26 protein-coding genes are annotated in these 24,157 nt (G+C 65.2%); 14 read left to right on the plus strand and 12 right to left on the minus strand.

Annotated elements, in window-relative coordinates; genetic code table 11:
• Positions 1 to 286 precede the first annotated feature (286 nt).
• Positions 287 to 2,695: an ATP-dependent Clp protease ATP-binding subunit ClpA gene (clpA, locus tag AABA84_RS34055; RefSeq protein ID WP_338307748.1), complete on the plus strand. Its 2,409-nt coding sequence runs from the start codon at positions 287 to 289 to the stop codon at positions 2,693 to 2,695.
• A gap of 71 nt (positions 2,696 to 2,766) precedes the next feature.
• Here the strand turns inward: clpA and AABA84_RS34060 are convergent, their stop codons facing one another.
• The 6 genes from AABA84_RS34060 to AABA84_RS34085 form a co-directional block, all read right to left on the minus strand.
• Positions 2,767 to 3,222, minus strand: coding sequence for a PEGA domain-containing protein (locus AABA84_RS34060; protein WP_212245186.1), 456 nt, complete (start codon positions 3,220 to 3,222; stop codon positions 2,767 to 2,769).
• Between the two features lie 128 nt (positions 3,223 to 3,350).
• Positions 3,351 to 4,772, minus strand: coding sequence for an MFS transporter (locus AABA84_RS34065; RefSeq protein ID WP_338314301.1), 1,422 nt, complete (start codon positions 4,770 to 4,772; stop codon positions 3,351 to 3,353).
• Positions 4,773 to 4,913: 141 nt separating this feature from the next.
• Entirely contained in the window at positions 4,914 to 5,075 is a 162-nt protein-coding gene (locus AABA84_RS34070) for a hypothetical protein (protein WP_338314302.1), read from the minus strand.
• A gap of 68 nt (positions 5,076 to 5,143) precedes the next feature.
• Positions 5,144 to 6,169, minus strand: a complete 1,026-nt coding sequence (locus tag AABA84_RS34075) for an aldo/keto reductase (protein WP_338314303.1) — start codon at positions 6,167 to 6,169, stop codon at positions 5,144 to 5,146.
• A 115-nt stretch (positions 6,170 to 6,284) separates the two neighbouring features.
• Complete coding sequence (locus AABA84_RS34080) at positions 6,285 to 6,485, minus strand: hypothetical protein (RefSeq protein ID WP_338307753.1); 201 nt, start codon at positions 6,483 to 6,485, stop codon at positions 6,285 to 6,287.
• A gap of 128 nt (positions 6,486 to 6,613) precedes the next feature.
• On the minus strand, positions 6,614 to 7,570 hold the full coding sequence (locus tag AABA84_RS34085) for an AraC-like ligand-binding domain-containing protein (protein WP_338314304.1): 957 nt from the start codon (positions 7,568 to 7,570) through the stop codon (positions 6,614 to 6,616).
• 196 nt (positions 7,571 to 7,766) lie between these two features.
• On the opposite strand from AABA84_RS34085, the gene AABA84_RS34090 reads away from it, so the two are divergent.
• Together AABA84_RS34090 and AABA84_RS34095 are read left to right on the plus strand one after the other, a co-directional pair.
• Positions 7,767 to 8,783, plus strand: coding sequence for a carbon-nitrogen hydrolase family protein (locus AABA84_RS34090; protein WP_338314305.1), 1,017 nt, complete (start codon positions 7,767 to 7,769; stop codon positions 8,781 to 8,783).
• A gap of 25 nt (positions 8,784 to 8,808) precedes the next feature.
• Positions 8,809 to 9,852 carry a phenylacetaldoxime dehydratase family protein gene (locus tag AABA84_RS34095; protein ID WP_338314306.1) on the plus strand — a complete coding sequence of 348 codons (1,044 nt, stop codon included), beginning with the start codon at positions 8,809 to 8,811 and terminating at the stop codon, positions 9,850 to 9,852.
• Here AABA84_RS34095 and AABA84_RS34100 read toward each other — a convergent pair.
• A complete protein-coding gene (locus tag AABA84_RS34100; RefSeq protein WP_338314313.1) occupies positions 9,849 to 10,487 on the minus strand; it encodes an HAD family hydrolase in 639 nt (212 codons plus the stop codon). The two genes, AABA84_RS34095 and AABA84_RS34100, sit on opposite strands and share 4 nt — an antisense overlap.
• A 302-nt stretch (positions 10,488 to 10,789) precedes the next feature.
• Here AABA84_RS34100 and AABA84_RS34105 point away from each other — a divergent pair, with 302 nt between their 5' ends.
• The 6 genes from AABA84_RS34105 to AABA84_RS34130 all read left to right on the plus strand — a co-directional run bounded on the left by AABA84_RS34105 (position 10,790) and on the right by AABA84_RS34130 (position 15,562).
• On the plus strand, positions 10,790 to 10,984 hold the full coding sequence (locus AABA84_RS34105; RefSeq protein WP_097658906.1) for a hypothetical protein: 195 nt from the start codon (positions 10,790 to 10,792) through the stop codon (positions 10,982 to 10,984).
• A 56-nt stretch (positions 10,985 to 11,040) separates the two neighbouring features.
• Positions 11,041 to 11,289 carry a type VI secretion system-associated protein TagO gene (locus AABA84_RS34110; protein WP_212245165.1) on the plus strand — a complete coding sequence of 83 codons (249 nt, stop codon included), beginning with the start codon at positions 11,041 to 11,043 and terminating at the stop codon, positions 11,287 to 11,289.
• 115 nt (positions 11,290 to 11,404) lie between these two features.
• Positions 11,405 to 13,690: a glycosyltransferase family 4 protein gene (locus AABA84_RS34115; RefSeq protein WP_338314307.1), complete on the plus strand. Its 2,286-nt coding sequence runs from the start codon at positions 11,405 to 11,407 to the stop codon at positions 13,688 to 13,690.
• 34 nt (positions 13,691 to 13,724) lie between these two features.
• On the plus strand, positions 13,725 to 15,023 hold the full coding sequence (locus AABA84_RS34120; protein ID WP_212245161.1) for a glycoside hydrolase family 130 protein: 1,299 nt from the start codon (positions 13,725 to 13,727) through the stop codon (positions 15,021 to 15,023).
• Positions 15,024 to 15,082: 59 nt separating this feature from the next.
• Positions 15,083 to 15,325, plus strand: coding sequence for a hypothetical protein (locus AABA84_RS34125; protein ID WP_212245159.1), 243 nt, complete (start codon positions 15,083 to 15,085; stop codon positions 15,323 to 15,325).
• A gap of 42 nt (positions 15,326 to 15,367) precedes the next feature.
• Positions 15,368 to 15,562 (plus strand): hypothetical protein, encoded by a 195-nt coding sequence (locus AABA84_RS34130; RefSeq protein WP_338314308.1) that lies wholly within the window; start codon positions 15,368 to 15,370, stop codon positions 15,560 to 15,562.
• Positions 15,563 to 15,624: 62 nt separating this feature from the next.
• Here AABA84_RS34130 and AABA84_RS34135 read toward each other — a convergent pair whose 3' ends face one another.
• On the minus strand, positions 15,625 to 16,689 hold the full coding sequence (locus tag AABA84_RS34135; protein WP_338314309.1) for a TRAP transporter substrate-binding protein: 1,065 nt from the start codon (positions 16,687 to 16,689) through the stop codon (positions 15,625 to 15,627).
• 19 nt (positions 16,690 to 16,708) lie between these two features.
• On the opposite strand from AABA84_RS34135, the gene AABA84_RS34140 reads away from it, so the two are divergent.
• The 4 genes from AABA84_RS34140 to tsaA all read left to right on the plus strand — a co-directional run bounded on the left by AABA84_RS34140 (position 16,709) and on the right by tsaA (position 19,572).
• The gene (locus tag AABA84_RS34140) at positions 16,709 to 17,761 is read left to right on the plus strand and encodes a lytic transglycosylase domain-containing protein (protein WP_246550005.1); all 1,053 of its coding nucleotides are present in this window, start codon (positions 16,709 to 16,711) and stop codon (positions 17,759 to 17,761) included.
• Positions 17,762 to 17,960: 199 nt separating this feature from the next.
• A complete protein-coding gene (locus tag AABA84_RS34145; RefSeq protein WP_212245150.1) occupies positions 17,961 to 18,701 on the plus strand; it encodes an AzlC family ABC transporter permease in 741 nt (246 codons plus the stop codon).
• Positions 18,698 to 19,048, plus strand: a complete 351-nt coding sequence (locus AABA84_RS34150; protein WP_028143964.1) for an AzlD domain-containing protein — start codon at positions 18,698 to 18,700, stop codon at positions 19,046 to 19,048. The genes AABA84_RS34145 and AABA84_RS34150 overlap by 4 nt, the downstream gene beginning before the upstream one ends.
• Before the next feature lie 32 nt (positions 19,049 to 19,080).
• Positions 19,081 to 19,572, plus strand: a complete 492-nt coding sequence (gene tsaA, locus AABA84_RS34155) for a tRNA (N6-threonylcarbamoyladenosine(37)-N6)-methyltransferase TrmO (protein ID WP_338307767.1) — start codon at positions 19,081 to 19,083, stop codon at positions 19,570 to 19,572.
• 133 nt (positions 19,573 to 19,705) lie between these two features.
• Here tsaA and AABA84_RS34160 read toward each other — a convergent pair whose 3' ends face one another.
• The 4 genes from AABA84_RS34160 to AABA84_RS34175 form a co-directional block, all read right to left on the minus strand.
• Entirely contained in the window at positions 19,706 to 20,131 is a 426-nt protein-coding gene (locus AABA84_RS34160; RefSeq protein ID WP_338307769.1) for an HIT family protein, read from the minus strand.
• A gap of 64 nt (positions 20,132 to 20,195) precedes the next feature.
• Positions 20,196 to 21,452: a GNAT family N-acetyltransferase gene (locus AABA84_RS34165; RefSeq protein WP_338314310.1), complete on the minus strand. Its 1,257-nt coding sequence runs from the start codon at positions 21,450 to 21,452 to the stop codon at positions 20,196 to 20,198.
• 158 nt (positions 21,453 to 21,610) lie between these two features.
• On the minus strand, positions 21,611 to 22,393 hold the full coding sequence (locus tag AABA84_RS34170; protein WP_338314311.1) for a glycerophosphodiester phosphodiesterase: 783 nt from the start codon (positions 22,391 to 22,393) through the stop codon (positions 21,611 to 21,613).
• Between the two features lie 5 nt (positions 22,394 to 22,398).
• Positions 22,399 to 22,866: a RidA family protein gene (locus AABA84_RS34175; RefSeq protein WP_024341067.1), complete on the minus strand. Its 468-nt coding sequence runs from the start codon at positions 22,864 to 22,866 to the stop codon at positions 22,399 to 22,401.
• A gap of 249 nt (positions 22,867 to 23,115) precedes the next feature.
• Here AABA84_RS34175 and AABA84_RS34180 point away from each other — a divergent pair, with 249 nt between their 5' ends.
• A complete protein-coding gene (locus tag AABA84_RS34180; RefSeq protein ID WP_338307773.1) occupies positions 23,116 to 23,976 on the plus strand; it encodes a cell envelope integrity EipB family protein in 861 nt (286 codons plus the stop codon).
• Positions 23,977 to 24,157: the final 181 nt, after the last annotated feature.

Here is a 24,157-nt window from a genome sequence, read left to right on the forward strand (position 1 = left end):
CACCCGTTCGCGTTCCTTAGAGTGATTCTGTTCGCGTGGTGTGTGATGGCAGCACATCTTGCTGCATGGTCCGGCGAACATCGGCACCGGTGTCAATCCTGCCCAAATGGGTAGTTCTGCCCAGGATCGGAACGGGTTTTGCATCGAAAAGTACCGCAGGTGTGGTGCCTGCCAGAGTCGCGGAACCGGTCTTTCGCCGCGATCTTGTATAACTATATGTGACAAAGGTTGTTGTTGCCTGACCGGGCGATGACGATCATGATGGTGGGGGCCATAGAGGACGCGAATGCCGACTTTTTCCCAAAGCCTTGAACAATCCCTGCATCGTGCACTGGCGATCGCAAACGAGCGTCATCACCAATACGCGACGCTCGAGCATCTGTTGCTCTCCCTGATCGACGACTCCGATGCAGCCGCCGTTATGCGCGCCTGTAGTGTCGATCTCGACAAGCTCCGCACGAGCCTGGTTAATTATCTAGAGACCGAGTTCGAGAATCTGGTCACCGATGGCGCCGACGACGCCAAGCCGACCGCCGGCTTCCAGCGGGTGATCCAGCGCGCCGTGATCCACGTGCAATCCTCCGGTCGTGAAGAGGTGACCGGCGCCAACGTGCTGATCGCGATCTTCGCCGAGCGCGAGAGCCATGCCGCGTATTTCCTGCAGGAGCAGGACATGACGCGCTATGACGCGGTCAACTACATCAGCCACGGCATCGCCAAGCGGCCTGGCGTCTCCGAGGCGCGGCCGGTGCGCGGCGTCGACGAGGAGACCGAGACCAAGGGCGCCGAGGACGCCAAGAAGAAGGGCGAGGCGCTCGAGACCTATTGCGTCAACCTCAACAAGAAGGCGCGCGACGGCAAGATCGATCCGGTGATCGGACGCAATTCCGAAATCAACCGTGCGATCCAGGTGCTGTGCCGCCGGCAGAAGAACAACCCGCTGTTCGTCGGTGAAGCCGGCGTCGGCAAGACCGCGATTGCGGAGGGCCTCGCCAAGCGCATCGTCGACAGCGAGGTGCCGGAGGTTCTGGCGGCTGCCACGGTGTTCTCGCTCGACATGGGCACGCTGCTCGCGGGCACGCGCTATCGCGGCGACTTCGAAGAGCGCCTGAAGCAGGTGCTGAAGGAGCTCGAGGCGCATCCCAACGCCATCCTGTTCATCGACGAGATCCACACCGTGATCGGTGCGGGCGCGACGTCGGGCGGGGCGATGGACGCCTCGAACCTGCTCAAGCCGGCGCTGGCCTCGGGCACCATCCGCTGCATGGGCTCGACCACCTACAAGGAATACCGCCAGCATTTCGAGAAGGACCGCGCGCTGGTGCGGCGCTTCCAGAAGATCGACATCAACGAGCCGACGGTCGAGGACGCGATCGCGATCCTCAAGGGCCTCAAGCCGTATTTCGAGGACTACCACCGGCTGAAGTACACCAACGAGGCGATCGAGGCTGCGGTGCAGCTCTCCTCGCGCTACATCCACGACCGCAAGCTGCCGGACAAGGCGATCGACGTGATCGACGAGTCGGGCGCGGCGCAAATGCTGGTCGCCGAGAACAAGCGCAAGAAGACCATCGGCATCAAGGAGATCGAGACCACGATCGCCTCGATGGCGCGGATTCCGCCGAAGAGCGTGTCGAAGGACGATGCCGAGGTGCTCAAGCATCTCGAGCAGACGCTGAAGCGCACCGTGTTCGGCCAGGACAAGGCGATCGAGTCGCTCGCGGCATCGATCAAGCTGGCGCGCGCCGGCTTGCGTGAGCCGGAGAAGCCGATCGGCTGCTACCTGTTCTCGGGCCCGACCGGCGTCGGCAAGACCGAGGTCGCAAAGCAGCTCGCGGCAAGCCTCGGCGTCGAGCTGTTGCGCTTCGACATGTCCGAGTACATGGAGCGGCACACCGTGTCGCGCCTGATCGGCGCGCCTCCCGGCTATGTCGGCTTCGACCAGGGCGGCCTGCTCACCGACGGCGTCGACCAGCATCCGCATTGCGTGGTGCTGCTCGACGAAATCGAGAAGGCGCATCCCGACCTCTACAACGTGCTGCTCCAGATCATGGATCACGGCCGGCTCACCGACCACAACGGCAAGCAGGTCAATTTCCGCAACGTGATCCTGATCATGACCACGAACGCGGGTGCTTCCGATCTGGCCAAGCAGGCGTTCGGCTTCACGCGCTCCAAGCGGGAAGGCGACGACCACGAGGCGATCAACCGGCAGTTCGCGCCGGAATTCCGCAACCGCCTCGATGCCATCGTCTCGTTCGGTCATCTCAGCGTCGAGGTGATCGGCACCGTGGTCGAGAAGTTCGTGCTTCAGCTCGAAGCGCAGCTCGGCGACCGCGACGTCACCATCGAGCTGTCCGAGCCGGCCAAGGCCTGGCTGGTTCGGCATGGTTACGACGAGCAGATGGGCGCGCGGCCCATGGCCCGCGTGATCCAGGAGCACATCAAGAAGCCGCTGGCCGACGAGGTGCTGTTCGGCAAGCTCAAGGGCGGCGGCCATGTTCGCGTCGTGCTCGTCAAGGACGAGACCGACGAGACCAAGGACAAGATCGGCTTCGAATTCGTCGAGGGGCCGGTCACGCCGAAGCAGGAGAAGCTGCCCGGCACCCGCAAGCGCCCGCCGGGCAAGTCCAAGCCGGGTGGACCCGGCGGCTCGAAGGGGCCGACCTCCAAGGGCCCGCTGGTCAAGGCTTGATCCGCACGCCATGAATTGAAAAGGCCGGCTGAAAAGCCGGCCTTTTTGTTTTCGAGGCTGTACGTGAACCCCTACGTCCCTGCTTCAGGCGCGGGCGTGGCCGCAGGCGGTCGTGGCTTCTTCGGCGCCGCCGGCCGTGCGCGGCCCGACGGCTGCATCGTCACGATGACCGGATTGGGTTTGTGATCGGTTGCTGCCCCGGTCGCGGCATCGACACCCATGCCGACGACACCGCCGAGCAGGAGATTGCCGGCGAAGCCGGCGGCTCCTGATGTCGGGATATCCCGGCTGAGCGGCACGATTTGCGGCTCATAGCCTTCCTTCTGGAAGGTGATCGAAATGTCGGCATTCCGCTTGACGACCACGGAGCAGGGCGTCGTGCAGGTGGTCGGGACTTCCAGTCCGCTGACCACGGCTTCCACGCCTGACGGTGTCGAAGAGATGCTGATGTTTTCGGTCGTGCCGCGCGTCACAGACGCGCAGCCGCCCAGCATGACGCTGAGCGCCATAATTCCCACTAAACGCATGAAATGCCCCTTATTCCCCGCCCCAATGAAGCGCAACCGGAGCGCGAGGGCAATAGGTCATTGGTCCGGATAGTTAAGCCACGCAGGGGTTGTGCACGGGAATGGCAGGTACCGGAAGGTGGGCTCTGTCAGTCGCCCCGCAGGCGCTGATCGTCCTGCACGCGGACATGCTCGGCGCCGCGCGCGCCGGCCGGAGACAGCCGCAGCATGCTCAGCACCGCGCCGCAGAGTGCAAATCCGACGCCTGCGAGCAGCGCCAGCCTGGTCCCCTCAACCGGATACCGTCCGAGCAACAACGCCACCAGCGCGGCGCCGGTGGTCTGGCCGAGCAGGCGCGCCGTGCCCAGCATGCCGCTGGCGCCGCCGGCGCGCTCGCGCGGGGCGGCTGCGATCATGGTGCGGTTGTTGGGAGTCTGGAACAGACCGAACCCGGCGCCCGCCAGCGCCATGCGCCAGATCACGTCGAACGTCGCAGGCGCCGCCGGCAGGACAGCGAGCGCGGCGAGGCCGCAGGCGAACAGCGTGAGGCCGATGCCGCCGAGCAGGCCGGCCGGATAACGCTCGACCAGGCGGCCGGCCAGCGGCGCTGCGAACGCCACCGCGATCGGCCATGGCGTGATCAGGAGGCCCATATGCACCGCCGAATAGCCGAAGCGGCTCTGGAGGTAGAACGGGATCGCGACGAAGGCGAGCATCTGCCCGCAGAACGAGGCGATCGAGGTCGCGATCGACAGCGCGAACACGGGGATGCGCAACAGGTCGACCGGCAAGAGGGGCGAGGCCATGTGGGTTTCGCGCCAGATCAGCAGCGCGCCTGCGACGATGGCGACGGCGAACTGCACGAGGCAGGTGACGGCGGCCTCGCCATGACCGACGCTGTCGACGGCCGCGATCCCGACGCCGAAGGTGATCGCCGAAAGCCCCGCGCTCTGCCAGTCGAACGAATGGCTGGCGGGCTTTGTGTGCGGCAGGCTGCGCAGGCCCAGCACCAGCGTCACCGCGCCGAGCGGCACGTTGATGGCGAACAGCCAGGGCCAGCTTCCGACCGCGAGGATACCTGCGGCGAGCGTCGGGCCGACCGCTGCGGAGAAGGCGACGACGAGCGCGTTGAGCCCGATGCCGCGGCCGAGCTGGCTGCGCGGGTAGGTGAAGCGCACCAGCGCTGCGTTGACGCTCATGATGCCGGCCGCGCCAAAGCCCTGGATGATGCGCGCGATCGTGAGCAGCGGCAGCGTATGCGCCAGCGCGCAGAAGGCGGATGCCAGCGTGAACAGCACCAGCCCGACCAGATAGACGCGGCGATAGCCGACGATCTCGCCGAGCGAAGCCAGCGGCAGCAGCGAGATCGTGATCGCGAGCTGGTAGCCGTTGACGATCCAGATCGAGAAGGCCGGGCTGGCGTCGAGGTCGGCCGCGATCGTCGGCAGTGCCACATTGGCGATGGCGCTGTCGACCACCGCCATGATGATGCCGAGCGCAATCGTCAGCACCGCCTGGTTGCGCTGCGGCTGCGGCAGGCCGTCGGCATGCTCGATGGGGGCGGACGACATGGTGGAGGCGCGTTTGATTCGAGCCGTGTTTCATCTCCGGATTAGGAAATTGCAGGATGGATCGCAACCCGGCAGGACACGGACGGTTCCTGTGCCGCGGGCGGGCCGCCGGTGCGGTCGGCATGGACCGGAGCGGCCGCGCTACCAGCGTGCTGTCGATTTCCCGAACACGTAGAGCGCCAGGAGGCCGAGCGTCACCGCCGTCGAGACGATCAGGACGGCGCGGTCCCGGTCGATCCGCGTCCGCTCGGTGCGGGTGAGATTGAGGACCGTGAACAGAGCCTTCATGGCAAATCGGCGCATCGGCAGCCTCGGGACGGCCGCAGGGTGCCACGGCCGGCGCGAGCGGGCTTGATGCAGCTCAACGAGGCCTACACCGCCGGCGGGTTCCGGTCGGTGAAGGTCGTGCGCTGGTGCCAGTAGGGATAGGGCAGCGTCACCTTGCTCGCCGCGTCGAGCTTTGCGACCTGGTCCTTGGTCAGCGACCAGCCAACGGCGCCGAGATTTTCGCGCAGCTGCGCCTCGTTGCGCGCACCGATGATCAGCGTCGACACTGTCGGACGCTGCAGCAGCCAATTGAGCGCGATCTGCGAGACGCTCTTGCCGGTTTCCTTCGCGACGTCGTCGATGGCATCGACGACACGATAGAGGTGCTCGTCCGGCACGGGCGGGCCGAACTCGGCGGTCTTGGGCAGGCGGCTCACCTCGGGCTTCGGCTGACCTCGGCGAAGCTTGCCGGTGAGGCGTCCCCATCCGAGCGGCGACCAGACCACGGCACCGAGCCCCTGGTCGAGGCCGAGCGGCATCAACTCCCATTCGTAGTCGCGCCCGATCAGCGAATAATAGGTCTGGTTGGCGACGTAGCGCGGAAAACCGTGCTTGTCGGCGACGGCGAGCGACTTCATCAGGTGCCAGCCGGAAAAATTGGAAACGCCGACATAGCGGATCTTGCCGGCGCGCACGAGCGTATCGAGGGTTGCGAGCACCTCCTCGGGCGGGGTGAAGGCGTCGAAGCCGTGGAGCTGGAACAGGTCGATGTAGTCGGTGCCGAGCCGGCTCAGTGAACCGTCGATGGCTGCGAGCAGATGCTGCCGTGACGAGCCGATGTCGTTGGGGCCGTCGCCGAAGCGAAACGTGGCCTTGGTCGAGACCAGCACCTTGTCGCGGCGGCCCTTGATGGCTTCGCCGAGAACGCGTTCGGACTCGCCGAGCGAATAGACGTCCGCGGTGTCGAACATCGACACGCCGGCCTCGAGGCAGATGTCCAGCAGGCGCCGTGCCTCGGTCGCATCCGTCGTGCCCCACGCGGCAAGGCGGCCGACGCCGCCGAAAGTGCCGGTGCCAAGGCTCAAGGCGGGCACCATGAGGCCTGATCGGCCCAAGCGTCGGTATTCCATCGATATGCTCCTCGACCAGCCGCTGATTGATCGTTGCGGCCTTGGCATCGAGGTTAGCGCAAGCGGGTGCCTTGTCCTATCACGCGCTCACATACCGGCCTTGCTTGGGAACGGCCTAGTCGTGCCGAAGCATGTCGTCGAACGCGGCATCAACGATGCGTGGGCGGACGATCTTCGCCAAAAGTTTAGCCTCGTCGCTTGCCTGGGATGGGGGAGCGCAGCCGATCTGACGATTGCGCGTCTGCTGCGGCAGCAGAGTCAAACCCCATCCCACCACGACCAGCACGGCGAGACGGATCGCGATGACGCTCAGCAACAGCTCGCTTCCGCTTATCGTCGTCTCAGTCCTCATGCGTGGCAGCCTGATCCACGCCGCAACGCAAGACAATCTGGAATTGGCGAGCGTTGCCTTCGTCCAGGACGAAGGCTTGCGCAGATGGCTGCTCAGTGCCGCAGTTGGCTCTGCCTGAAATCGCGCGGCGACATCCCGAAGTGCTCGCGGAAGACGCGGCCGAAATGCGAGAGGTCGTTAAAACCCCAGGCAAAGGCGATCTCGCTGATGTGGCGTTGGACGAGCACGGGCGAGGCGAGGTCGCGACGGCACTGCGCAAGGCGTTCGGCGAGGACGTAACGTTGGAACGAGGTCTCCTCGTCGGCGAGAAGGTCGTTCACGTAGCGCGGCGAGATGCCGAGCGCAGCCGCAGTCTCCGACAATGAAAGGTCGGGGTCGGCGAGGTGCGCGCGCACATGCGCCTTGAGCCGGTAGATCAGCGCGGAGCGGTGGGTCGAGGATGGCAGCGACGTCTCGCCGAGCCGCTCGCTCAGCGCCAGGGCGAGCAGGTCGACGGCCTGTTCCGACAGAACGGCGGCGTTGCCAGGGCCGAGGCGGTCGGCGCTCTGGCAAAGCCGGAAGATGAAATCGTAGGCGAGCCGCTCGAGCGGTGCCTCAGTGCCGAACGACATCGCGGTCAGCGTCTCCGTGCCGCCGAGCCGGCGCTGCAACATCTCGCGCGGCACCTTGAAGATGGTCTGCGTGAAGGCGTCGTTGAACTTCAGCTCATAGGGGCGCGTGGTGTCGTAGAGCGCGAACTCGCCCGGATGAACCACGGTCTCGCGGCCGTCCTGCAGCACGCCGCCGTTGCCGCGATGGCCGAGCGCCACCAGGACGAAATCCTGGTCCGAGCGCGCAATGCGGGAGGGCGTGCGGAACACATGCTGGCGGTCGGAGCAGACCTCGGAGCACACGGCCTTGCCAAGCGGGATTTGCGTGACCGAGCCGCGAAAGGCGCTGCCGAGATCGGACTTGCAGTCGAGCCCGACGAAGACGTCGCAGACGATGTCCTGCCAGAGCGCCAGCCGCCGATAGCCGGGGCTGCCGTCCGTCGTGAACTGGATTGTCATTGGGACAGCCTCCCTTTCACATCCCGCAAAACCGCATGTTGGCGCAGATCCAGCCTCACTGGAGGCAAATCCCGTACCGGCCGGCGAGCCCCCCAGTCGAGTTTTTGTTCCGCCGCGGTCGAGCGCCTGGCCGCCCCGCTTGGGCAAATAGACTGCATCGGAGATGGCTTCCGATCAACCGGCAATGGAGGCGGCAATGGGCATCGAACATCCGAAATACAAGGTGGCGGTGGTGCAGGCCGCGCCGGCCTGGCTCGACCTCGACGCCTCCATCGACAAGTCGATCGCGCTGATCAGGGAGGCCGCGGAAAAGGGCGCCAAGCTGATCGCCTTTCCGGAGGCCTTCATCCCCGGTTACCCCTGGCATATCTGGATGGATTCCCCGGCCTGGGCGATCGGGCGCGGCTTCGTGCAGCGCTATTTCGACAATTCGCTGTCCTATGACAGCCCGCAGGCCGAGCGTCTACGCGACGCCGTACGCAAGGCCAAGCTCACCGCCGTGATCGGCCTGTCCGAACGCGACGGCGGCAGCCTCTATCTGGCGCAGTGGCTGATCGGGCCCGACGGCGAGACCATCGCAAAGCGTCGCAAGCTGCGGCCGACCCATGCCGAGCGCACCGTCTATGGCGAGGGCGACGGCAGCGATCTCGCCGTCCACGCGCGGCCCGACATCGGCCGTCTCGGCGCGCTGTGCTGCTGGGAGCATCTTCAACCGCTGTCGAAATATGCGATGTACGCCCAGAACGAGCAGGTGCACGTCGCGGCCTGGCCGAGCTTCTCGCTCTACGATCCCTTCGCGCCGGCGCTTGGCGCCGAGGTCAACAACGCCGCCTCGCGCGTCTATGCGGTGGAAGGCTCCTGCTTCGTGCTCGCGCCCTGCGCAACGGTCTCGCAAGCGATGATCGATGAACTCTGCGACCGGCCGGACAAGCACGCGCTGCTGCATGCCGGCGGCGGCTTTGCCGCGATCTACGGTCCCGACGGCAGCCAGATCGGCGACAAGCTGGCACCGGACCAGGAAGGGCTATTGATCGCCGAGATCGATCTCGGCGCCATCGGCGTCGCCAAGAACGCCGCAGATCCGGCCGGGCATTATTCGCGGCCCGACGTGACGCGGCTGCTGCTCAACAAGAAGCGGTACCAACGCGTCGAGCAGTTCGCGTTGCCGGTGGATGCCGTCGAGCCCACGGACATTGGCGCGGCAGCGAGCTGATCACCAAGATCGAGGGGAGGGTCCAATGACGGAATCTGCAATTCCTCTACATCTCGAAACCCCGCGCACGCGCCACAAGCGCGTGCCGGATGATTACCAGCCGCCATATCCGTCCTTTGTGGCGCGCTACAGGCCCGGCGTGAGCCGCGTCGTGATGGCCTATTTCGGCGTGCAATATCGCGGCACGGCGCCGGTGGTCGCGACGGAGGTGCTCGCCGACATCGCGCGGCATTTCGCTGCGGAGGGCGGGCCGTCGCATTGGGATCGCGCGCACTATGTCGATCAAGCCGGATACGAGACCATCGTCTCGGTGGGCTATTGGGACGACATCGCACGCTTCGATGCCTGGTTCGAACCGGCGCGCGAGGCCTGGACCGGACGGCAGCGCGAGGGCATCGGCACCTTCATCGAAGTGCTGCGTCCCATTGTAGCGCGGCATGAGACGCTGTTCTCCTCGCCCGACCGGACTGAGGGCGTCGCCTCGATCGCCGGCGGCATGAGCGGCGAGGTGCAGGAGCACGCTTATTGGGGAGGCATGCGCGACCGCATTCCGCTGTCGCAAACCGACGCGATGGCGCCCGGCGGCGCCCCGGAATTGATCCGCGACGGCGCGCGGCTACGCGTGACGGCGCACGACAATCTCTGCCTGATCAGGTCCGGCCAGGATTGGAGCGATACCGAGGCGTCCGAGCGAAAGCTCTATCTCGACGACGTCGAGCCGGTGCTGCGAGAAGGCATGGATTTCCTGCGCGACGATGGTCTTGCGATCGGCTGCTATGCCAACCGCTACATGCAGGTGCTCCAGGCCGACGGCAGGGTGAGCGAAAAGTCCTACGGCCAGAGCTGGTGGAAGAGCCTGGCGGCGCTCGAACGCTGGGCGGAGTCGCATCCGACCCACGTCAGGATCTTCGGAGCGGCGATGAAATATCTGTCGACGCTCGGGCCGTCAGCCAAGCTGCGGCTCTATCACGAGGTCACGGTGGCGGCCGCGGACGAGCAGTTCTTCGAATATCTGAACTGCCATCCCAGAACCGGCATGCTGGCGGCGGTGGAGGTCGTCAGCGCCTAGACGACGCAATGGCCGAGCAGCTCGGGATGCGCGGCACAGATGTGATGTGCGCCGGCGTCCCTGAGCTCGGTCTCGCTGCCATAGCCATAGAGCACGCCGATCGCGGTCATGCCGTTGGTGCGGGCGCCGACCACATCGTGGCTGCGGTCGCCGATCATGATCGCGCTGCTGGCATCAATTTTGGCCTCGTCGAGCGCGTAGCGCAGCAGATCGCGCTTGTCGACGCGGGTGCCGTCGAGCTCGGAGCCGAACACCCGCTCGAAATAGGGTTTTAGGCCGAAATGATCGACGATGCGGGTGGCGTAGACCGCGGGCTTGCTGGTGGCGACGAACATGCGCTGGCTGCTCGCGGCGAGCGTCGTCAGCGTGTCCACGATGCCGGCATAGGCCTCGTTCTCGAACAGGCCGATATCGCTGAAGCGCTCGCGATAGAGCAGCAGTGCGCGGTCGGCGAGTTCGTCGGTTCCAGTGAGCTTCTTCAGGCTGGCATGCAGCGGCGGGCCGATGCACCAGGTCAGCTCGTCCTCGCTCGGCACCGCGACGTCCAGCCGCTCCAGCGCGTACTGAATCGAGCGCGTGATCCCCGGCTTGGGGTTGGTGAGTGTGCCGTCGAGATCAAAGAAGATTGCCGCCATGCTGGCCGTGCCCATGTTGATATTGCCGCCGATTGCTTGACCTAAACGAGGCCGAAGGCCAAGGCAACGCCGCCCGGTCGATTCCACGTACCGTTTTAAAGCTCGCTATTGGCGGCGCGTGAGCGTAGTGTCATCCGATCACCGCCCTTTCCATGGCATCCATCGGTGACTGAGGGTCACTAGCGCTCCCGCCGAACGAGGAGGGGCGTGTATGCCTCGATTTCGACCGGCCGATTTGATCGTGCCGCCGGTGGTCGTCCCGCTGTTTCCGTTGTTCCTGGTGGCTGCTGCGGCTTTTCTGAATGGATAGGACGCCGCTCCAATATCTGGTGAGCGGACGCGATCAGAGCGGCTACGTCAGCTTGGCGCGCGCCACGACCGCCGCAGCGTTGAAGAAGGCGAGAGAGCTATTGCAGGAAGGCTATATCGACGTGCGGATATGCACGCCGCAAGGCCGGATTCTGCTGTCTGACGAGTTCGACCAGTTCGAGGCATGAGGAGCGCGGGGGCGCCAAATGGCGCGCCCGGATTCTTCGCGAGGAAAGATGACTTCATGAAAATGCTTATTGTCGCCCTGGCACTTGGCACATTCGCGCAAAGTGCTGCCGCCAGGGAGCCGGACTGCCGTGCGATCGAGAGCACGAGCGGACGGCTCGCCTGCTACGATGCTGCGTTTCCGCCGAAAGCGAAGCAAACCACTGCCGCCGAAAGAGAAGCAACGCGGGCTGCCTACAAGGACCCGTTCGTCGCGGAAGAGGCGCGAACTGCGGCGAAGCTGAAGAACATCTGCCGCGGCTGTTGATGTCTGCAATCAAGCACAGCGGGCGGGCAGAGGGTTGACGGACGACAGAATACGCCGGCGCGGCTGCCCGCCCCGTGCAAGCTCCGACATCAAGCGAAATCATCGAGGTGCCGACATGACGCCACTCCGCCGTATCGCCGTCATCGGCAACTCGCTGCCTCGCCGGTGCGGAATTGCGACCTATACGACCGACCTGAAGAACGCGATATCGATTTCACGCCAGGATCTCGAGACTTGCGTCGTGGCAATGACCGATCGCGGTCAAGCCTATGATTATCCCCCAGCGGTCGCGTTCCAGATCAAGGATGACGATATCGAAGACTACATGCGGGCCGCGGATTTCCTCAATGCTGGCCGGTTCGACGCCGTGTGTCTGCAGCACGAGTTCGGGATTTTCGGTGGTGAAGCCGGGGCCCATATCCTCGTGTTGTTGTCTCGCCTTGCCATGCCGGTGGTGACGACGTTCCATACCGTGCTGGCCGATCCGACATCTGCGCAACGGACGGTCGTGGAGCGCATCGTCGCGGCGTCGTCGAAGGTCGTGGTAATGGCCAACAAGGGCCGCGAACTGCTGCGCGAGGTCTACCTTGTGCCCGACGACAAGATCGAGGTCATCGCCCACGGCATCCCCGATGTCGCCTTCGTCGAGCCCGATGCAGCGAAAGCCAAGCTTGGATTTGAGCAGAAATCGGTCATCCTGACATTCGGCCTGTTGTCACCGAACAAGGGCATCGAAATCATGATCGACGCCATGCCGTCGATCCTGAAGCGCTGCGAGAATGCGGTGTACGTCGTGCTCGGCGCAACGCATCCGAACCTGGTCCGAAACCAGGGCGAAGCCTATCGTGAGAGCCTGATGGCTCGGGTGGGCGAACTCGGAATTGACGACCACGTGGTGTTCGTCGACCGGTTCGCCGATCTGGCGACGCTGCTCGAATTCATCTCGATGTGCGACGTCTATGTCACGCCCTATCTCAACGAGGCTCAGATGACGTCGGGAACCCTGGCCTACAGCTTCGGACTGGGGAAGCCGGTCGTCTCGACGCCTTACTGGCATGCCCGCGAGCTGCTTGCCGACGGGTGCGGCGTCCTGGTGCCTTTCAGCGACGCCGCGGCGATTGGCAACGAGATCGCAGACTTGCTGACCGACGACGCTCGCCGGCACGCGATGTCCCGGCGCGCCTATGCGGCGAGCCGGATGATGATTTGGGAGCGGGTGGCCGAGCGCTACGTGTCCGTCTTCGAGAATGCGCGGCAAGGTCATCGGTTGAAGGTTTTCGCGCGCTCCGATACGACCACGCCGGAGCCTCGCAGCCCCGCGCCGCCCGACATGCAGATCGGCCATTTCCTGTCGATGTGCGATGATGTCGGCCTGTTCCAGCACGCGGTCCATTCGGTGCCGGATCGCGCGCACGGTTATTGCGTCGACGACAATGCCCGAGCACTGCTGCTGGCCTGCGTCCTCAATGGCCCAGGCGAACAGCCGCTGTCGGAGGTCTTGACGAGCCGGTTTGCAGCATTCGTGCAGCACGCCTGGAACCCTGACACCAGGCAATTTCGCAACTTCATGGGCTTCAATCGAACCTGGCTCGAAGACAGAGGGTCCGAGGACAGTCACGGGCGGACGTTATGGGCTTTGGGCGAGGCTGCACGCCGAGACGCGAGCCCGGCCCGGCGCCTGTGGGCCGCTGCCTTGTTCGCCGAGGCATTGTCGATCGCGGCGAGCTTTCGTTCCCCCCGCGCGTGGGCGTTCATGTCGCTGGGCCTGGACGCCTATTGCGCGGTTACTCCGGACGATCTCCATGCCAGGGAAGTTCGGCAGTCCCTTGCCGACCGGTTGATGGCTTGTCTGGCGTCGGTCGAGACGCCGGACTGGGTGTGGTTCGAGGAAGGGCTGGCCTACGACAACGCGCGACTGCCGCAAGCGCTGATACTCACAGGCATGGCGACGCAGGCGCCTCAATATCTCGACGCCGGGTTGAGGTCTCTGCGCTGGCTCATGACGCAACAGACGACCGCGGCAGGGCATTTCCGCCCGGTCGGCACCGCCGGATTCGGCGAGCGGCGGCAACATCCCCGTGCCTTCGATCAGCAGCCCGTGGAGGCAACGGCAACGATCGCTGCCTGCCTCGCCGCGTGGCGTGCCGACGGCGATGCGGAATGGAAGGCCAGGGCAACGCGGGCCTTCGCCTGGTTCCTCGGCAGCAACGATCTCTCAGTGGCGCTGGTCGATCCGCTCACGGGCAGTTGCCGGGACGGCTTGCACCCCGATCGCGCCAACGAAAACCGCGGGGGCGAGTCGGTTGTTTGCTATCTCCTCGGGCTTGCGGAGATGCGCCAGCTTGCGCGCGTCAATCCGAGCCTGACAAGGCCTAAGGCGTTACGCGCGGTGAGCGCCTGAACCTGATCCTCTCATTCAGCGAGGCGAGGATACCGTGTCACAAGTTTCTTTCCTGAATCGGCAGGGGCTTTATCTGCGCCCCGATCCAGCGCGAGTTATCGTGCGGCCGTTCAAGCCGGCGACCGAACCCCGCGACCTGAACCCGACCGACAAGATACGGGCAAATCATATCGTCGACCGGGTTCTTGCGCTCAGTCCGGAAGCGGTTGCGGATCAGCTCGCGGACGTCCTGGACAATTTCCAGGGGCGACATCGTAACCTCCTGGAGCGGTTCGAGACCCGCGCGGATGAAATGGAGGATGCTTTCGCGACGCATGGCCTCTTCTCGAAGACGCAGCGTCAGCTGGTCGGCGCCTATTTTCTCAATGAGTATTCGTTCGAAGCCTCTGCCTTGTTTAACCCCAGCATCGTCCCGCACCCCGATCAATCGGCAGCACCGAAAGGAGGCGCGCGCTTCATCATCAGTCTCCGGGCCATCGGGGAGGGCCATGTGTCGTCGCTGACGTTTCGAACCGGAACGATTGCGGCTGACGGAAGCCTGGCCGTCGATCCGACGGCGCGCCTTGCCTCGGTTCCCCGCATCAGCCATCGCGCATCCCAGCCGGACGGCGATCGTGTGGAATTGATGTTCGGGCCGGAGGAGGACCTCAGCGAACGCGTCATCTTTCCCGTGACCGATTCCCAATCTAACGGCATCGAGGATGCGCGCTTTGTCAAATTCAGCGACGGCGGTCGAGAGACCTACTATGCGACCTATACGGCCTATAGCGGACGGGCGATCCGGTCCGAGTTGATCGAGACCAGCGATTTCATGTCGTTTCGAATGACACCTTTGCGAGGGGCCGCCGCACACAACAAGGGCATGGCGCTGTTCCCCCGCAAGATCGGCGGCAGCTATGCCATGATCGCGCGACAGGACAATGAGAACCTGTATCTGGTCTATTCGGACGACCTCTACACATGGGAGAGCGGCCGGGTCCTCCTGAAACCGCAGTTTCCCTGGGAGTTCGTCCAGATCGGCAATTGTGGGGCTCCCATCGAACTTGATGAAGGTTGGCTGCTGCTGACGCACGGTGTCGGCCCGGTCCGGAAATACTCGATCGGAGCGGCGCTGCTCGACAAGCGCGACCCGTCCAGGGTGCTGGCACGTTCGGCCGAGCCGCTGTTGCGGCCTGAACCGTCCGAGCGCGAAGGATACGTCCCCAACGTCGTCTATACCTGCGGCGCGATGAGGCACAATGACCAGATCATCCTGCCATATGCCGTGTCGGACACCTTCTCCAGTTTTGCAACGATGAGGATTTCGGCGCTCATCGAGGCGATGCGCCGCTGAGCGCGGCTTTCACTGTCGTTGACGTCAATTCCGTTTGTTAACAGGTCAGGGGAGCCGTCATGGTCCGCGAAACAACGTACGTCGTGCAGGCGTTCAACGCCGGCAAGGGTGGAAATCTGAAGGCCGACTCTCCCATCGTGTGCAAGTCGGAAAGCGGTGCGCTGCGGACGGCGGAGAGACTGGCCTTGAGCAAGCTCGGCGTGGTCGCGTTCTCGTCCAGCGGCGATCCTGAGATGGGAGATTATGACGATGAGCCGACGGTGTTCTTCCGAAAGGGCGAGCTTCCTACTGGCTTCGACTGAGGCCCTGATCGCGGTCGAGCAGATATTCGCAGAGGAGCGCAGATGAACGAGCGACTTGAGACATTGAAGAAGGCCCGCGATCGCATGATCGAGGACAGAGACACGCATGCGAAGGTGCTGGCCGCTCCCTTTGATCGCGACAAGGCCGAGCGAGCGCGGAACAAATTCGTCGAGCTGCAAACGTTGATCGATGCCCTGGACCGCGCGATCAGGGCAGAGAATCCCATCTCGGCATAAGGCCGACACGAGCGAAAGGCGGGCCTTGCAGAGATTCGATTGCAGGACCGCCGCCGTTCATTTCATTGCTGTCTCGCCCATGCGACGATCGCGGCGGCATCCGCGCCGGCCTGTCCCTCCCAGGTGGTGATCGCGGGCGTCGCCGCTTTCCGGAGCGCCGCGACAAGAGAGGCGGGCGCCGGCTCGGCGATGGCGACGCCGTTACCCCGCATGCGCGCATAATTTTCGGTGGTGCGATGGGCCAAAAGCGCGAACTGGCTTTGCTCGGTCTCGGCGGCCGCCGCCAGCACCTCGCGCTGCATCGGCTCTGGCAGCGCGGCAAAGACCTCGCTGCGGACGAAGGCGATCGAGACCGGCATCGCATAGTTGATGGCGGTGAAGTGCGGCAGGAAGTCCCAGAGCTTGCGCCCCGCGCCGCCGTCGCCGGAGGTGAGGAACGCGTTCAGCCGATGCTCCTTCAGTCCGGCGAGCGCGGCGTCCATCGGCAGGAACTGCGCATTGGCGCCGGCCGCGCGCATGACCTCGCTGGAATTGGCATCATAGGCCCGCAAATTCAGTTTCGGCAAATCGTCCGCGCCTTCGAGCGCACGTTCCGACCACAGGCCCGTGGCGGGCCAGATCGTCAGATAAAGCAGCTTGAGGCCGCGCGCCGCCAGCGCCTTCTCATAGAGCGGGCGCGCTCGCAGATTGGTGGCGCGGGCGAGCTCGGCCGACTGCATGAGGAAGGGCAGGGTGGACAATCCGAGCACCGGGTCGATGCCGGAGAGCGCACCTGCGAAGGCATCGCCGCCGGCGATCCGGCCGTCGAGCGCAGCGCGCGGCATCTCGCCCGAATTGATCTTGAGGCTGTTGTCGAATGCGCTCGTCACAGTCACGAAACCGTTTGTGCGCTCGGCCACGCGACCGGCGAGGGTGGTGAGGCCGATCCCGGAGATGTTATTCTCGGGATATTCCGTGGTCATCTGCCAAGTGACTTGAGAAGTGACTTGAGACGCGGCTTGAGAGGTGACGCGCGGGTTCTCCTCCGCGGCGGCTGGCGCGAGGCCCAGCACGAGCGCGACAAGCGCGGAGATGACGCGGATCCGTTTGGCGGGGTCACGCATTGGGAGAGACAGGTCAGGCAGCATATTGGCAACTCATCGAACCATGGCAGGATGCCACAACCGGGCAGATCACCTTGTTGCATGCCGCACCGGGGCGCGCCACAGCGGTGCCTGCCTATGGTTGAGGCGGATTGCATTGCCCGTGATCGCCGCACTGCTCGTCTCGGCGACGCCGGCACCGGCGGCGGATGATCCGCCCGCAAAGCCTGACACCGCGGCGCCGAGCGTCGAGGAGCCCGCGAAGCCGCCGGAGAAGCCCCAGGAGAAATCCCCGGACGCGCGCGAGAGCGACACGCGGGAGTCGATCTGCCTGATCATCGAGGCCGCCGCGCGCGATGCCAATCTGCCGCTGGAATTCTTCGCCCGGGTGATCTGGCAGGAAAGCCGCTTCCAGGCCGATGCGGTAGGTCCCACGACACGCAGCGGCGAGCACGCACAGGGGATCGCGCAATTCATGCCGGGCACCGCCAGCGAGCGCGGGCTGCTCAATCCGTTCAATCCGGTGCAGGCATTGCCGAAGTCGGCGGAATTCCTCAACGAGCTGCGCAACCAGTTCGGCAATCTCGGCCTCGCGGCCGCCGCCTACAATGCCGGGCCGCGGCGCGTGCAGGAATGGCTCGCCGGCACCGGCGGCATGCCGGAGCAGACCCGCAACTACGTCTTCGCCATCACCGGCACGAGCGTCGATGCCTGGGCCAAGGCAGGCGCGACCGGCAAGGGCCCGCCGAGCTCGCCGCCGACCAGCTGCCGCGATCTGATGGCGCTGCTCAAGCGCGCGCCGAATGCGTTCGTCGCCGAGCTCGAGCAGCACGTGGAGCTTGCGGCGGCAAAGGCCTGGGGCGTGCAGCTCGCCGCCGGTTTCGACCGCAACAGGGCACTGGCGATGTACTCCCGCGCTGTCACGCGGCTCGGCGCCGCGATCGGCGACCGCGATCCGAGCCTGCTGTCCTCCGTGATGCGCAGCCGCGGCACGCGCGCGTTCTACCAGGTGCGCATCGGCGCCGACACACGCAGCGAGGCGGATGATCTGTGCAATCGCATCCGCAAGGCGGGCGGGGCCTGCTTCGTGCTGAAGAACAGGGGTGTCGCGGGGTAGGCTGTCATTCCGGGGCGAACCCGGAATCCATCGCGAGGCTGTCTCTGCGGCCCGATGGATTCCGGGCTCGCGCTTGGCGCGCCCCGGAATGACGGCGCTGGGTGTGTCACGCATGCCAGCATCGCCGCGCGCTTCCTTGACGCAAGGCGCCGCATTGCCCGTTATGCGGGCACGATTCCGCAACCCGGCCAAAACTCCCGTGGCGCTCCCTCCGCTCGATTCACCGCAATGGAATAGCCCGTGGCTTGCCTTCGGCTGGGGCCTGCGCTCGATCACGCAGACGATCCTCACCATCGTGCTGTTCGTGACCTATCTCGGCATCGGCGCGCTGGCCCATGACACGCATTTCAGCCTGCTCTGGGCGCTTTGCTCGACGCTGTTCGTCTGGGCGGGGCCGGCGCAGATCATCCTGATCACCACGCTCGGCTCGGGCGCGACCGTCATCCAGTCGGCGATCGCGGTCACCGTCAGCGCCATCAGGCTGTTCCCGATGGTGGTCTCGGTGCTGCCCTTGATGCGCACGCCGACGACCAAGCGGCGCGAGCTGATCTTCGCCGCGCATTTGACCGCTGTGACATTGTGGGTCGAGTGCCACCGCTTCCTGCCGCAGGTGCCGCGTGAACGGCGCATCGCCTTCGTTCACGGGCTCGGCGTTGGTCTCGTCTCGGTGTGCCTCGTCGCCAACACGGTCGGCTATTTCCTCGCCGCCAATCTGACGCAGACGCTTGGAGCGGCGATCCTGCTGCTGACGCCGCTGTCGTTCCTGTTCTCGACCGCGCGCAACAGCCGCGAGGTCGCCGATGTCGTCGCGCTCGTGCTGGGCATCTTGCTGTATCCGCTGGCCGCGAAGATGAACTCCGGTGTCGATATCCTGGTCAGTGGGGTGGTGGCCGGCACGATCGCCTATGGTGTGCATTGGTGGCGGGAGGTGCGCGCGTGAGTTTTGCGCAAGCGATCGGCGACTGGCACGCGCTGGCGGTGCTGTTCGTCGCCGGCGTCGTTCCCAACCAGATCTGGCGCATGCTGGGCCTGTGGTTCGGCGGCGGCATCGACGAAGGCTCCGAGCTGCTGGTCTGGGTGAGGGCGGTCGCCACCGCCATCCTCGCCGGCGTCATCGCCCAGATCGTGGTCGAGCCGCCGGGTGCGCTGGCGAGCGTGCCTGATACCTTGCGTTATGGCGCGGTGGCCGCCGGCCTCGTCGTGTTCCTGCTGACCCGCCGCTCGATCTTTGCGGGCGTCGTGACCGGCGAGGTCTTCATGCTGGCCGGCAAGTGGTGGTTGGGCTAAAACCGCCGGCGAACAGCCAAGGAACAGGAAATATGGTTCGCGAACAGGAGCTCCGCGAGGGCGAGGTCGCCATCGAGCTGCCACCGACACAGGATGCCGGTCTCGTTTTCATCGGCCGCATCCGCACGCCCTGGACGTCGCGGCTGGAGACGCCGCGGCAGGGACGTCAGGACGGCCCGATCTGCCGCCTCGAGATCTTCGAGCCGTTCGTGCCGGCCATCAAGGGCGTCGATTTCTACAGCAATCTCGAAGTGCTCTACTGGCTCGACCAGTCGCGCCGCGACATCATCCTGCAAAGCCCGAAGAACAACGAGAAGACCCGCGGCACCTTTTCGTTGCGCTCGCCGGTGCGGCCAAATCCGATCGGCACGTCGATCGTGAAGCTGGTCGGCATCGAGGGCAATGCGATCCTGGTGCGCGGGCTCGACTGCCTCGACAACACGCCGCTGATCGACATTAAACCGGATCGCTGCGAGTTCACGCCGCTGGCGGCGCCGCAGAAGGGCGATTTCGAGACGGAGTAGTCTGTCATTCCGGGGCGACGCGAAGCGTCGAGCCCGGAATCCATCAGGCGTCAGAGTCGGTGGGGAAATGGATTCTCAGGTGCGCAATTGCGCACCATAGCTCGCGCCAAGGGGGCGCGCCCCGGGATGACGATCAACCCTTCAGCGCCGCGATCAGCTTCGCAGCGTGCTCTTCCAGCACCTTGGCGTCTTCCTTGCGGCTCGCGGGTGGCAGCATCGCCACGCCGTCGTGGCGCGGCATCACGTGCATGTGCAGGTGAAACACCACTTGTCCGCCGGCGGGCTCGTTGAACTGCTGGATGGTGATGCCGTCGGCCTTGAAGGCCTGCATCGCGGCTGCGGCGATCTTGTGCGCGCCGCGGGCGACATGGGCGTAATCGTCGGGCTTGATGTCGAGGATGTTGCGGGCAGGGGCCTTCGGGATCACCAGCGTGTGGCCGGGGACGCGCGGCATGATGTCGAGGAAGGCGAAGACGTGCTCGTCCTCGTAGACCTTGCTGCAGGGTAGCTCGCCGCGCAGGATCTTTGCGAAGATGTTGTTGGTGTCGTAGACGGTCATGACGGCTCCCCGAGAAATCCGCGCTTAGAATTTTGCGCTTACTGTCACCAGCCGCGGCGAGGCGTCAAGGCGCCTCGTCTATCCCTTTGCGGAACGGGCCGAGCTCGGCGAGCTCGCGTCCGGCCTCGGCGACATAGGCGCGCTCGCGCTTGAGGTAATCGTCGATGGCGCGGCGTAGCCCGGGATCGGCGATGAAGTGGGCGGAATGGGTGGTGCGCGGCAGGTAGCCGCGCGCGATCTTGTGCTCGCCTTGCGCGCCGGCCTCGACATGGGTGAGGCCGCGTTTGATCGCGAAGTCGATCGCCTGGTAATAGCAGACCTCGAAATGCAGGAACGGATGATGCTCGACCGCGCCCCAGTTGCGGCCGAACAGCGTGTCCGAGCCGATGAAGTTGATCGCGCCCGCGATCCAGCGATTGTTGCGGCGGACCATCACGAGCAGCACGTCGTCGCTCATGGTCTCGCCGATCAGCGAGAAGAACTCTCGCGTCAGATAGGGACGGCCCCATTTGCGCGAGCCGGTCTCCATGTAGAATGCGAAGAAGGCGTCCCAGGCGTCCTCGGTGATGTCTTTTCCCGTCAGCCAATGAATGGTGATTCCGGCCGGGAGCGCATCGCGCCGCTCGCGCTTGATCGATTTGCGGTGGCGCGAGTTCAGGGTGCTGAGGAAGTCGTCGAAGCTCGCAAAGCCCTCATTGTGCCAGTGGAACTGCTGGTCGGTGCGCTGCAGGAAGCCGTGCTCGGCGAGCAGCTTCCATTCTTCCTCGCGCGCGAAGGTGACGTGGACGGAGGAGGCCTTGCTGACGCCGCACAGCGCCACCAACCCGCTCGCCAGCGCATCCATGATGCGCTCGCGATCGACGCCGTCGCGGACCAGCAGGCGCGGCCCCGTCGCCGGTGTGAAGGGAACCGAGACCTGGAGCTTCGGATAGTAGCGCCCACCCGCGCGCTCATAGGCGTCCGCCCAGCCGCGGTCGAAGACGTACTCGCCTTGGCTGTGTGATTTCAGATAGCAGGGCACGACGCCAGCGACACGGCCGTCGACCTTGGCCACGAGATGCCGCGGGCCCCAGCCGGTGCGAATGGTCGCCGAACCCGATTTCTCGACGGCAGACAGAAAGGCGTGCGAGACGAATGGGTTATAGGCAGGTTTTGAGAGGCCGAGGGAATCGCCTGGAAGTCCGGATGAGGTTCCCGCGCCAAGCCCGTTGCATGCCTTTTCGTTAAGGGCCTTGCCGGGATTGGCGCAGGCGTCCCAATCCTCCGGTGATACCTCGCCAATCGAAGGTACGGCCTCGAGCGTGATTTCGGATGATGCCATCGTTGCCCAAGATCGTGCATTGCAGCAGCGACTTCAAGAGGGTGGGGGAGCACGGCTCTCGTGCCCCGGACGCAGCGCAGCACGCAGTGGTGCGCTGCTGAGCCGGGGCCCATGTGGCAGCGCGCTCGCGGACAGATGGGCGGCTCTGCGCAGCAACGCTATGCGTTGCAGCTTGTCCAGGACACGAGCGTGCCCTGCGGCACAAACCCCTCGAAGATCATCTGGTCGGCATATTGCCCCACCCGCGCCCGCTGCTCCGGGGTGCGGACGGTCCAGCCGAGCAGGGCGCAGCCGAAGACGTTGCGGGCGATCCAGGGGGCGGGGGCCGGGAGGTCGTCGACCCTGAAGGCGACGAAGTGGGGCTGGGTCTGGAAGCCGTGGCGCAGGTACAGCATGCTGTCGCGCTGCGGCTGGGTCAGCTTCGCCCAATAGTCGTCCTCATAGGTCCGCTGCGCGACGATGCCGCGCGGACGGGAGGGCAACAGCTCGCGCAGCGCCAGCACCTGGTCGGGATCGAACGACATGCCGACGGCGGGGCCGTCGTAGGACGCCAGCACCTCGGCCATCCGCTTCACCAGCTTGCGATCGCCGCCAAAATGGCTCTTCACCTCGATCACCAGGGGCACGCGGCCGGCGACCAAGGAGCAGAGGTCGGACAGCGACATCATCCGCTCGTCCGTGGCCTTGAATTTGACGGCCTTCAGCTCCGCGGCGGTCTTCGACACGACCTCGCCGGTCGCCTCGGTGAGGCGGCCCAGCACATGGTCGTGATGCACCATGGCCTCGCCATCGGACGAGAGCTGGATGTCGACCTCGATCGAGAAATGGCCAGCGATCGCAGCCTGCACCGCGCCCGGCATGTTCTCGACAACGCCGCGGGAAATGTCATGCAGGCCGCGATGGGCGACCGGCCGGGCTGTCAGCCAATCAGGAGCGCGCATTCGCGTCAGGCGACCTCGAACACGCCTTCGACCTCGACCGCCGCGTCCGCCGGCAGCGAGGCGACGCCGACGGTGGTGCGGGCGTGGCGGCCCTTGTCACCGAAGGCGGCGACCATCAAGTCGGATGCGCCGTTGAGCACCTTCGGCCCGTCGAGGAAGTCGGGCGCCGAGTTGATGAAGCCGCCGAGGCGCACCACGCGCACCACCTTGTCGAGGTCGCCGAGCGCCGCCTTGACCTGGGCCAGCAGATTGACCGCGCAGCCGCGGGCCGCCGCCGCGCCGTCTTCGATCGAGACGCCGGCGCCCAGCTTGCCCTTGGCGATCAGCTTGCCGGTCGGATCGAAGCAGACCTGGCCCGAAACGAACAGCAGATTGCCGGTGCGGACGAACGGGACGTAATTGGCCACGGGGGTGGGGGCCTCGTGCAGCTTGATGCCCTGTTCCGCCAGCTTTTGCTCGACCGTGCCCGCCATGTTCGACCTCGTTGTCCAGGAATTCCATTCGCTCCGGCGCATCCGCAGAAAGGCCGGCCGCGCCCTGTTTCGCCCATCGTGCCGCCACATGCAAGCAACCCGCAGGAGGCTGCCTTTGGCCGAGGCGAGGCCGCTGGTTCAACGGCAGGGCCGCAACTTTACGTGAAACGGCCTCAGTTGCGACGCAATGGAACGGTCATTAAAATGCCGAATCTGCGCATCCCAAGGACGCGTCCCCAAGGAACAGACATGGTGCACCTTTTCCGGACTTCGCTCGGTGTAATGGCGCTCGCGGCGGCCAGTTTCGGACCTGCCGGTTTAGGCCTTGGCGACGCCGCGCAGGCCGCCAATGGTCCGTTCCTCGCGCACCAGGCGCTTTACGACCTGAGCCTGGTGAAATCGCGCTCCAATTCGGTGAATAGCGCACGCGGGCGCATCCTCTACAACTTCACCGGAAGCTCGTGCGAGGGCTACACCTCCGAATTCCGCCAGGTGTCCGAGCTCGACAGCGGCGAGGGCAAGGTCACGCTCAGCGACCTCCGCTCCAACTCCTGGGAAGACGCCGCGGGCAAAAGCTACCGCTTCAAGATCGAGACCCGCATGAACGAGGCCGATGCCGGCCGCGTCGACGGCTCGGCCGAGCGCGACGGCGACCACATCAACGTCAAGCTGAAGCTGCCGTCGCCCAAGAGCTTCACGCTCGACGGCAAGATCGTATTCCCGACCGAGCAGATCCAGCGCATCATCGCCGCCGCCAAGGACGGCAAGCCGCTGCTCGAGCTCTCCGTCTATGACGGCTCCGACGACGGCCAGAAGGTCTACAACACGCTGACCGTGATCGGCCAGCCGATCCCCGCCGACCGCGCCGCCGCGCCGGATCCGTCGACCTCCGACGAGCACATGAAATCGCTCAAGCGCTGGCCGGTCACGGTCAGCTATTTCGACCGCGAGGCCCAGCAGAAAGAGGGCGAGCAGACGCCGGTCTATGCGATGGCGTTCGAGCTCTACGAAAACGGCGTCTCGCGCCAGCTCGTGCTCGACTACAACGACTTCGTCATTTCCGGCGCGATGGGTAAGTTCGACGTCAAGGACAGCAAGCCCTGTAATTGAGGGGCTAAGCTCTTTCCGGGTTACAGCACACTCCACGCCATCACCGTCACCCTGAGGTGGCCGCTTCTTCAGCGGCCCTCGAAGGGCGACGGCCCGGCTGCGGCAGCGGGGCCGTGCATCCTTCGAGGCTCGCCACGCGGAGCTTCGCGCCGCGCAGCTCACACCTCAGAGGCTGTGAATC

The sequence above is a fragment of the Bradyrhizobium sp. TM239 genome (genome assembly GCF_036247985.1).
GTDB lineage: Bacteria > Pseudomonadota > Alphaproteobacteria > Rhizobiales > Xanthobacteraceae > Bradyrhizobium > Bradyrhizobium ottawaense.

What these genes read in the sequence shown, in the direction of transcription:
- AABA84_RS34135 (WP_338314309.1), bottom strand. Translation starts at nt 16,689, where the DNA reads ATGCTGCCTGACCTGTCTCTCCCAATGCGTGACCCCGCCAAACGGATC.
- AABA84_RS34165 (WP_338314310.1), bottom strand. Translation starts at nt 21,452, where the DNA reads ATGGCATCATCCGAAATCACGCTCGAGGCCGTACCTTCGATTGGCGAG.
- tsaA (WP_338307767.1), top strand. Translation starts at nt 19,081, where the DNA reads ATGGTTCGCGAACAGGAGCTCCGCGAGGGCGAGGTCGCCATCGAGCTG.
- AABA84_RS34180 (WP_338307773.1), top strand. Translation starts at nt 23,116, where the DNA reads ATGGTGCACCTTTTCCGGACTTCGCTCGGTGTAATGGCGCTCGCGGCG.
- AABA84_RS34095 (WP_338314306.1), top strand. Translation starts at nt 8,809, where the DNA reads ATGACGGAATCTGCAATTCCTCTACATCTCGAAACCCCGCGCACGCGC.
- AABA84_RS34110 (WP_212245165.1), top strand. Translation starts at nt 11,041, where the DNA reads ATGAAAATGCTTATTGTCGCCCTGGCACTTGGCACATTCGCGCAAAGT.
- AABA84_RS34130 (WP_338314308.1), top strand. Translation starts at nt 15,368, where the DNA reads ATGAACGAGCGACTTGAGACATTGAAGAAGGCCCGCGATCGCATGATC.
- clpA (WP_338307748.1), top strand. Translation starts at nt 287, where the DNA reads ATGCCGACTTTTTCCCAAAGCCTTGAACAATCCCTGCATCGTGCACTG.
- AABA84_RS34125 (WP_212245159.1), top strand. Translation starts at nt 15,083, where the DNA reads ATGGTCCGCGAAACAACGTACGTCGTGCAGGCGTTCAACGCCGGCAAG.
- AABA84_RS34175 (WP_024341067.1), bottom strand. Translation starts at nt 22,866, where the DNA reads ATGGCGGGCACGGTCGAGCAAAAGCTGGCGGAACAGGGCATCAAGCTG.
- AABA84_RS34060 (WP_212245186.1), bottom strand. Translation starts at nt 3,222, where the DNA reads ATGCGTTTAGTGGGAATTATGGCGCTCAGCGTCATGCTGGGCGGCTGC.
- AABA84_RS34085 (WP_338314304.1), bottom strand. Translation starts at nt 7,570, where the DNA reads ATGACAATCCAGTTCACGACGGACGGCAGCCCCGGCTATCGGCGGCTG.
- AABA84_RS34170 (WP_338314311.1), bottom strand. Translation starts at nt 22,393, where the DNA reads ATGCGCGCTCCTGATTGGCTGACAGCCCGGCCGGTCGCCCATCGCGGC.
- AABA84_RS34075 (WP_338314303.1), bottom strand. Translation starts at nt 6,169, where the DNA reads ATGGAATACCGACGCTTGGGCCGATCAGGCCTCATGGTGCCCGCCTTG.
- AABA84_RS34100 (WP_338314313.1), bottom strand. Translation starts at nt 10,487, where the DNA reads ATGGCGGCAATCTTCTTTGATCTCGACGGCACACTCACCAACCCCAAG.
- AABA84_RS34105 (WP_097658906.1), top strand. Translation starts at nt 10,790, where the DNA reads ATGGATAGGACGCCGCTCCAATATCTGGTGAGCGGACGCGATCAGAGC.
- AABA84_RS34160 (WP_338307769.1), bottom strand. Translation starts at nt 20,131, where the DNA reads ATGACCGTCTACGACACCAACAACATCTTCGCAAAGATCCTGCGCGGC.
- AABA84_RS34070 (WP_338314302.1), bottom strand. Translation starts at nt 5,075, where the DNA reads ATGCGCCGATTTGCCATGAAGGCTCTGTTCACGGTCCTCAATCTCACC.
- AABA84_RS34115 (WP_338314307.1), top strand. Translation starts at nt 11,405, where the DNA reads ATGACGCCACTCCGCCGTATCGCCGTCATCGGCAACTCGCTGCCTCGC.
- AABA84_RS34065 (WP_338314301.1), bottom strand. Translation starts at nt 4,772, where the DNA reads ATGTCGTCCGCCCCCATCGAGCATGCCGACGGCCTGCCGCAGCCGCAG.
- AABA84_RS34090 (WP_338314305.1), top strand. Translation starts at nt 7,767, where the DNA reads ATGGGCATCGAACATCCGAAATACAAGGTGGCGGTGGTGCAGGCCGCG.
- AABA84_RS34140 (WP_246550005.1), top strand. Translation starts at nt 16,709, where the DNA reads ATGGCAGGATGCCACAACCGGGCAGATCACCTTGTTGCATGCCGCACC.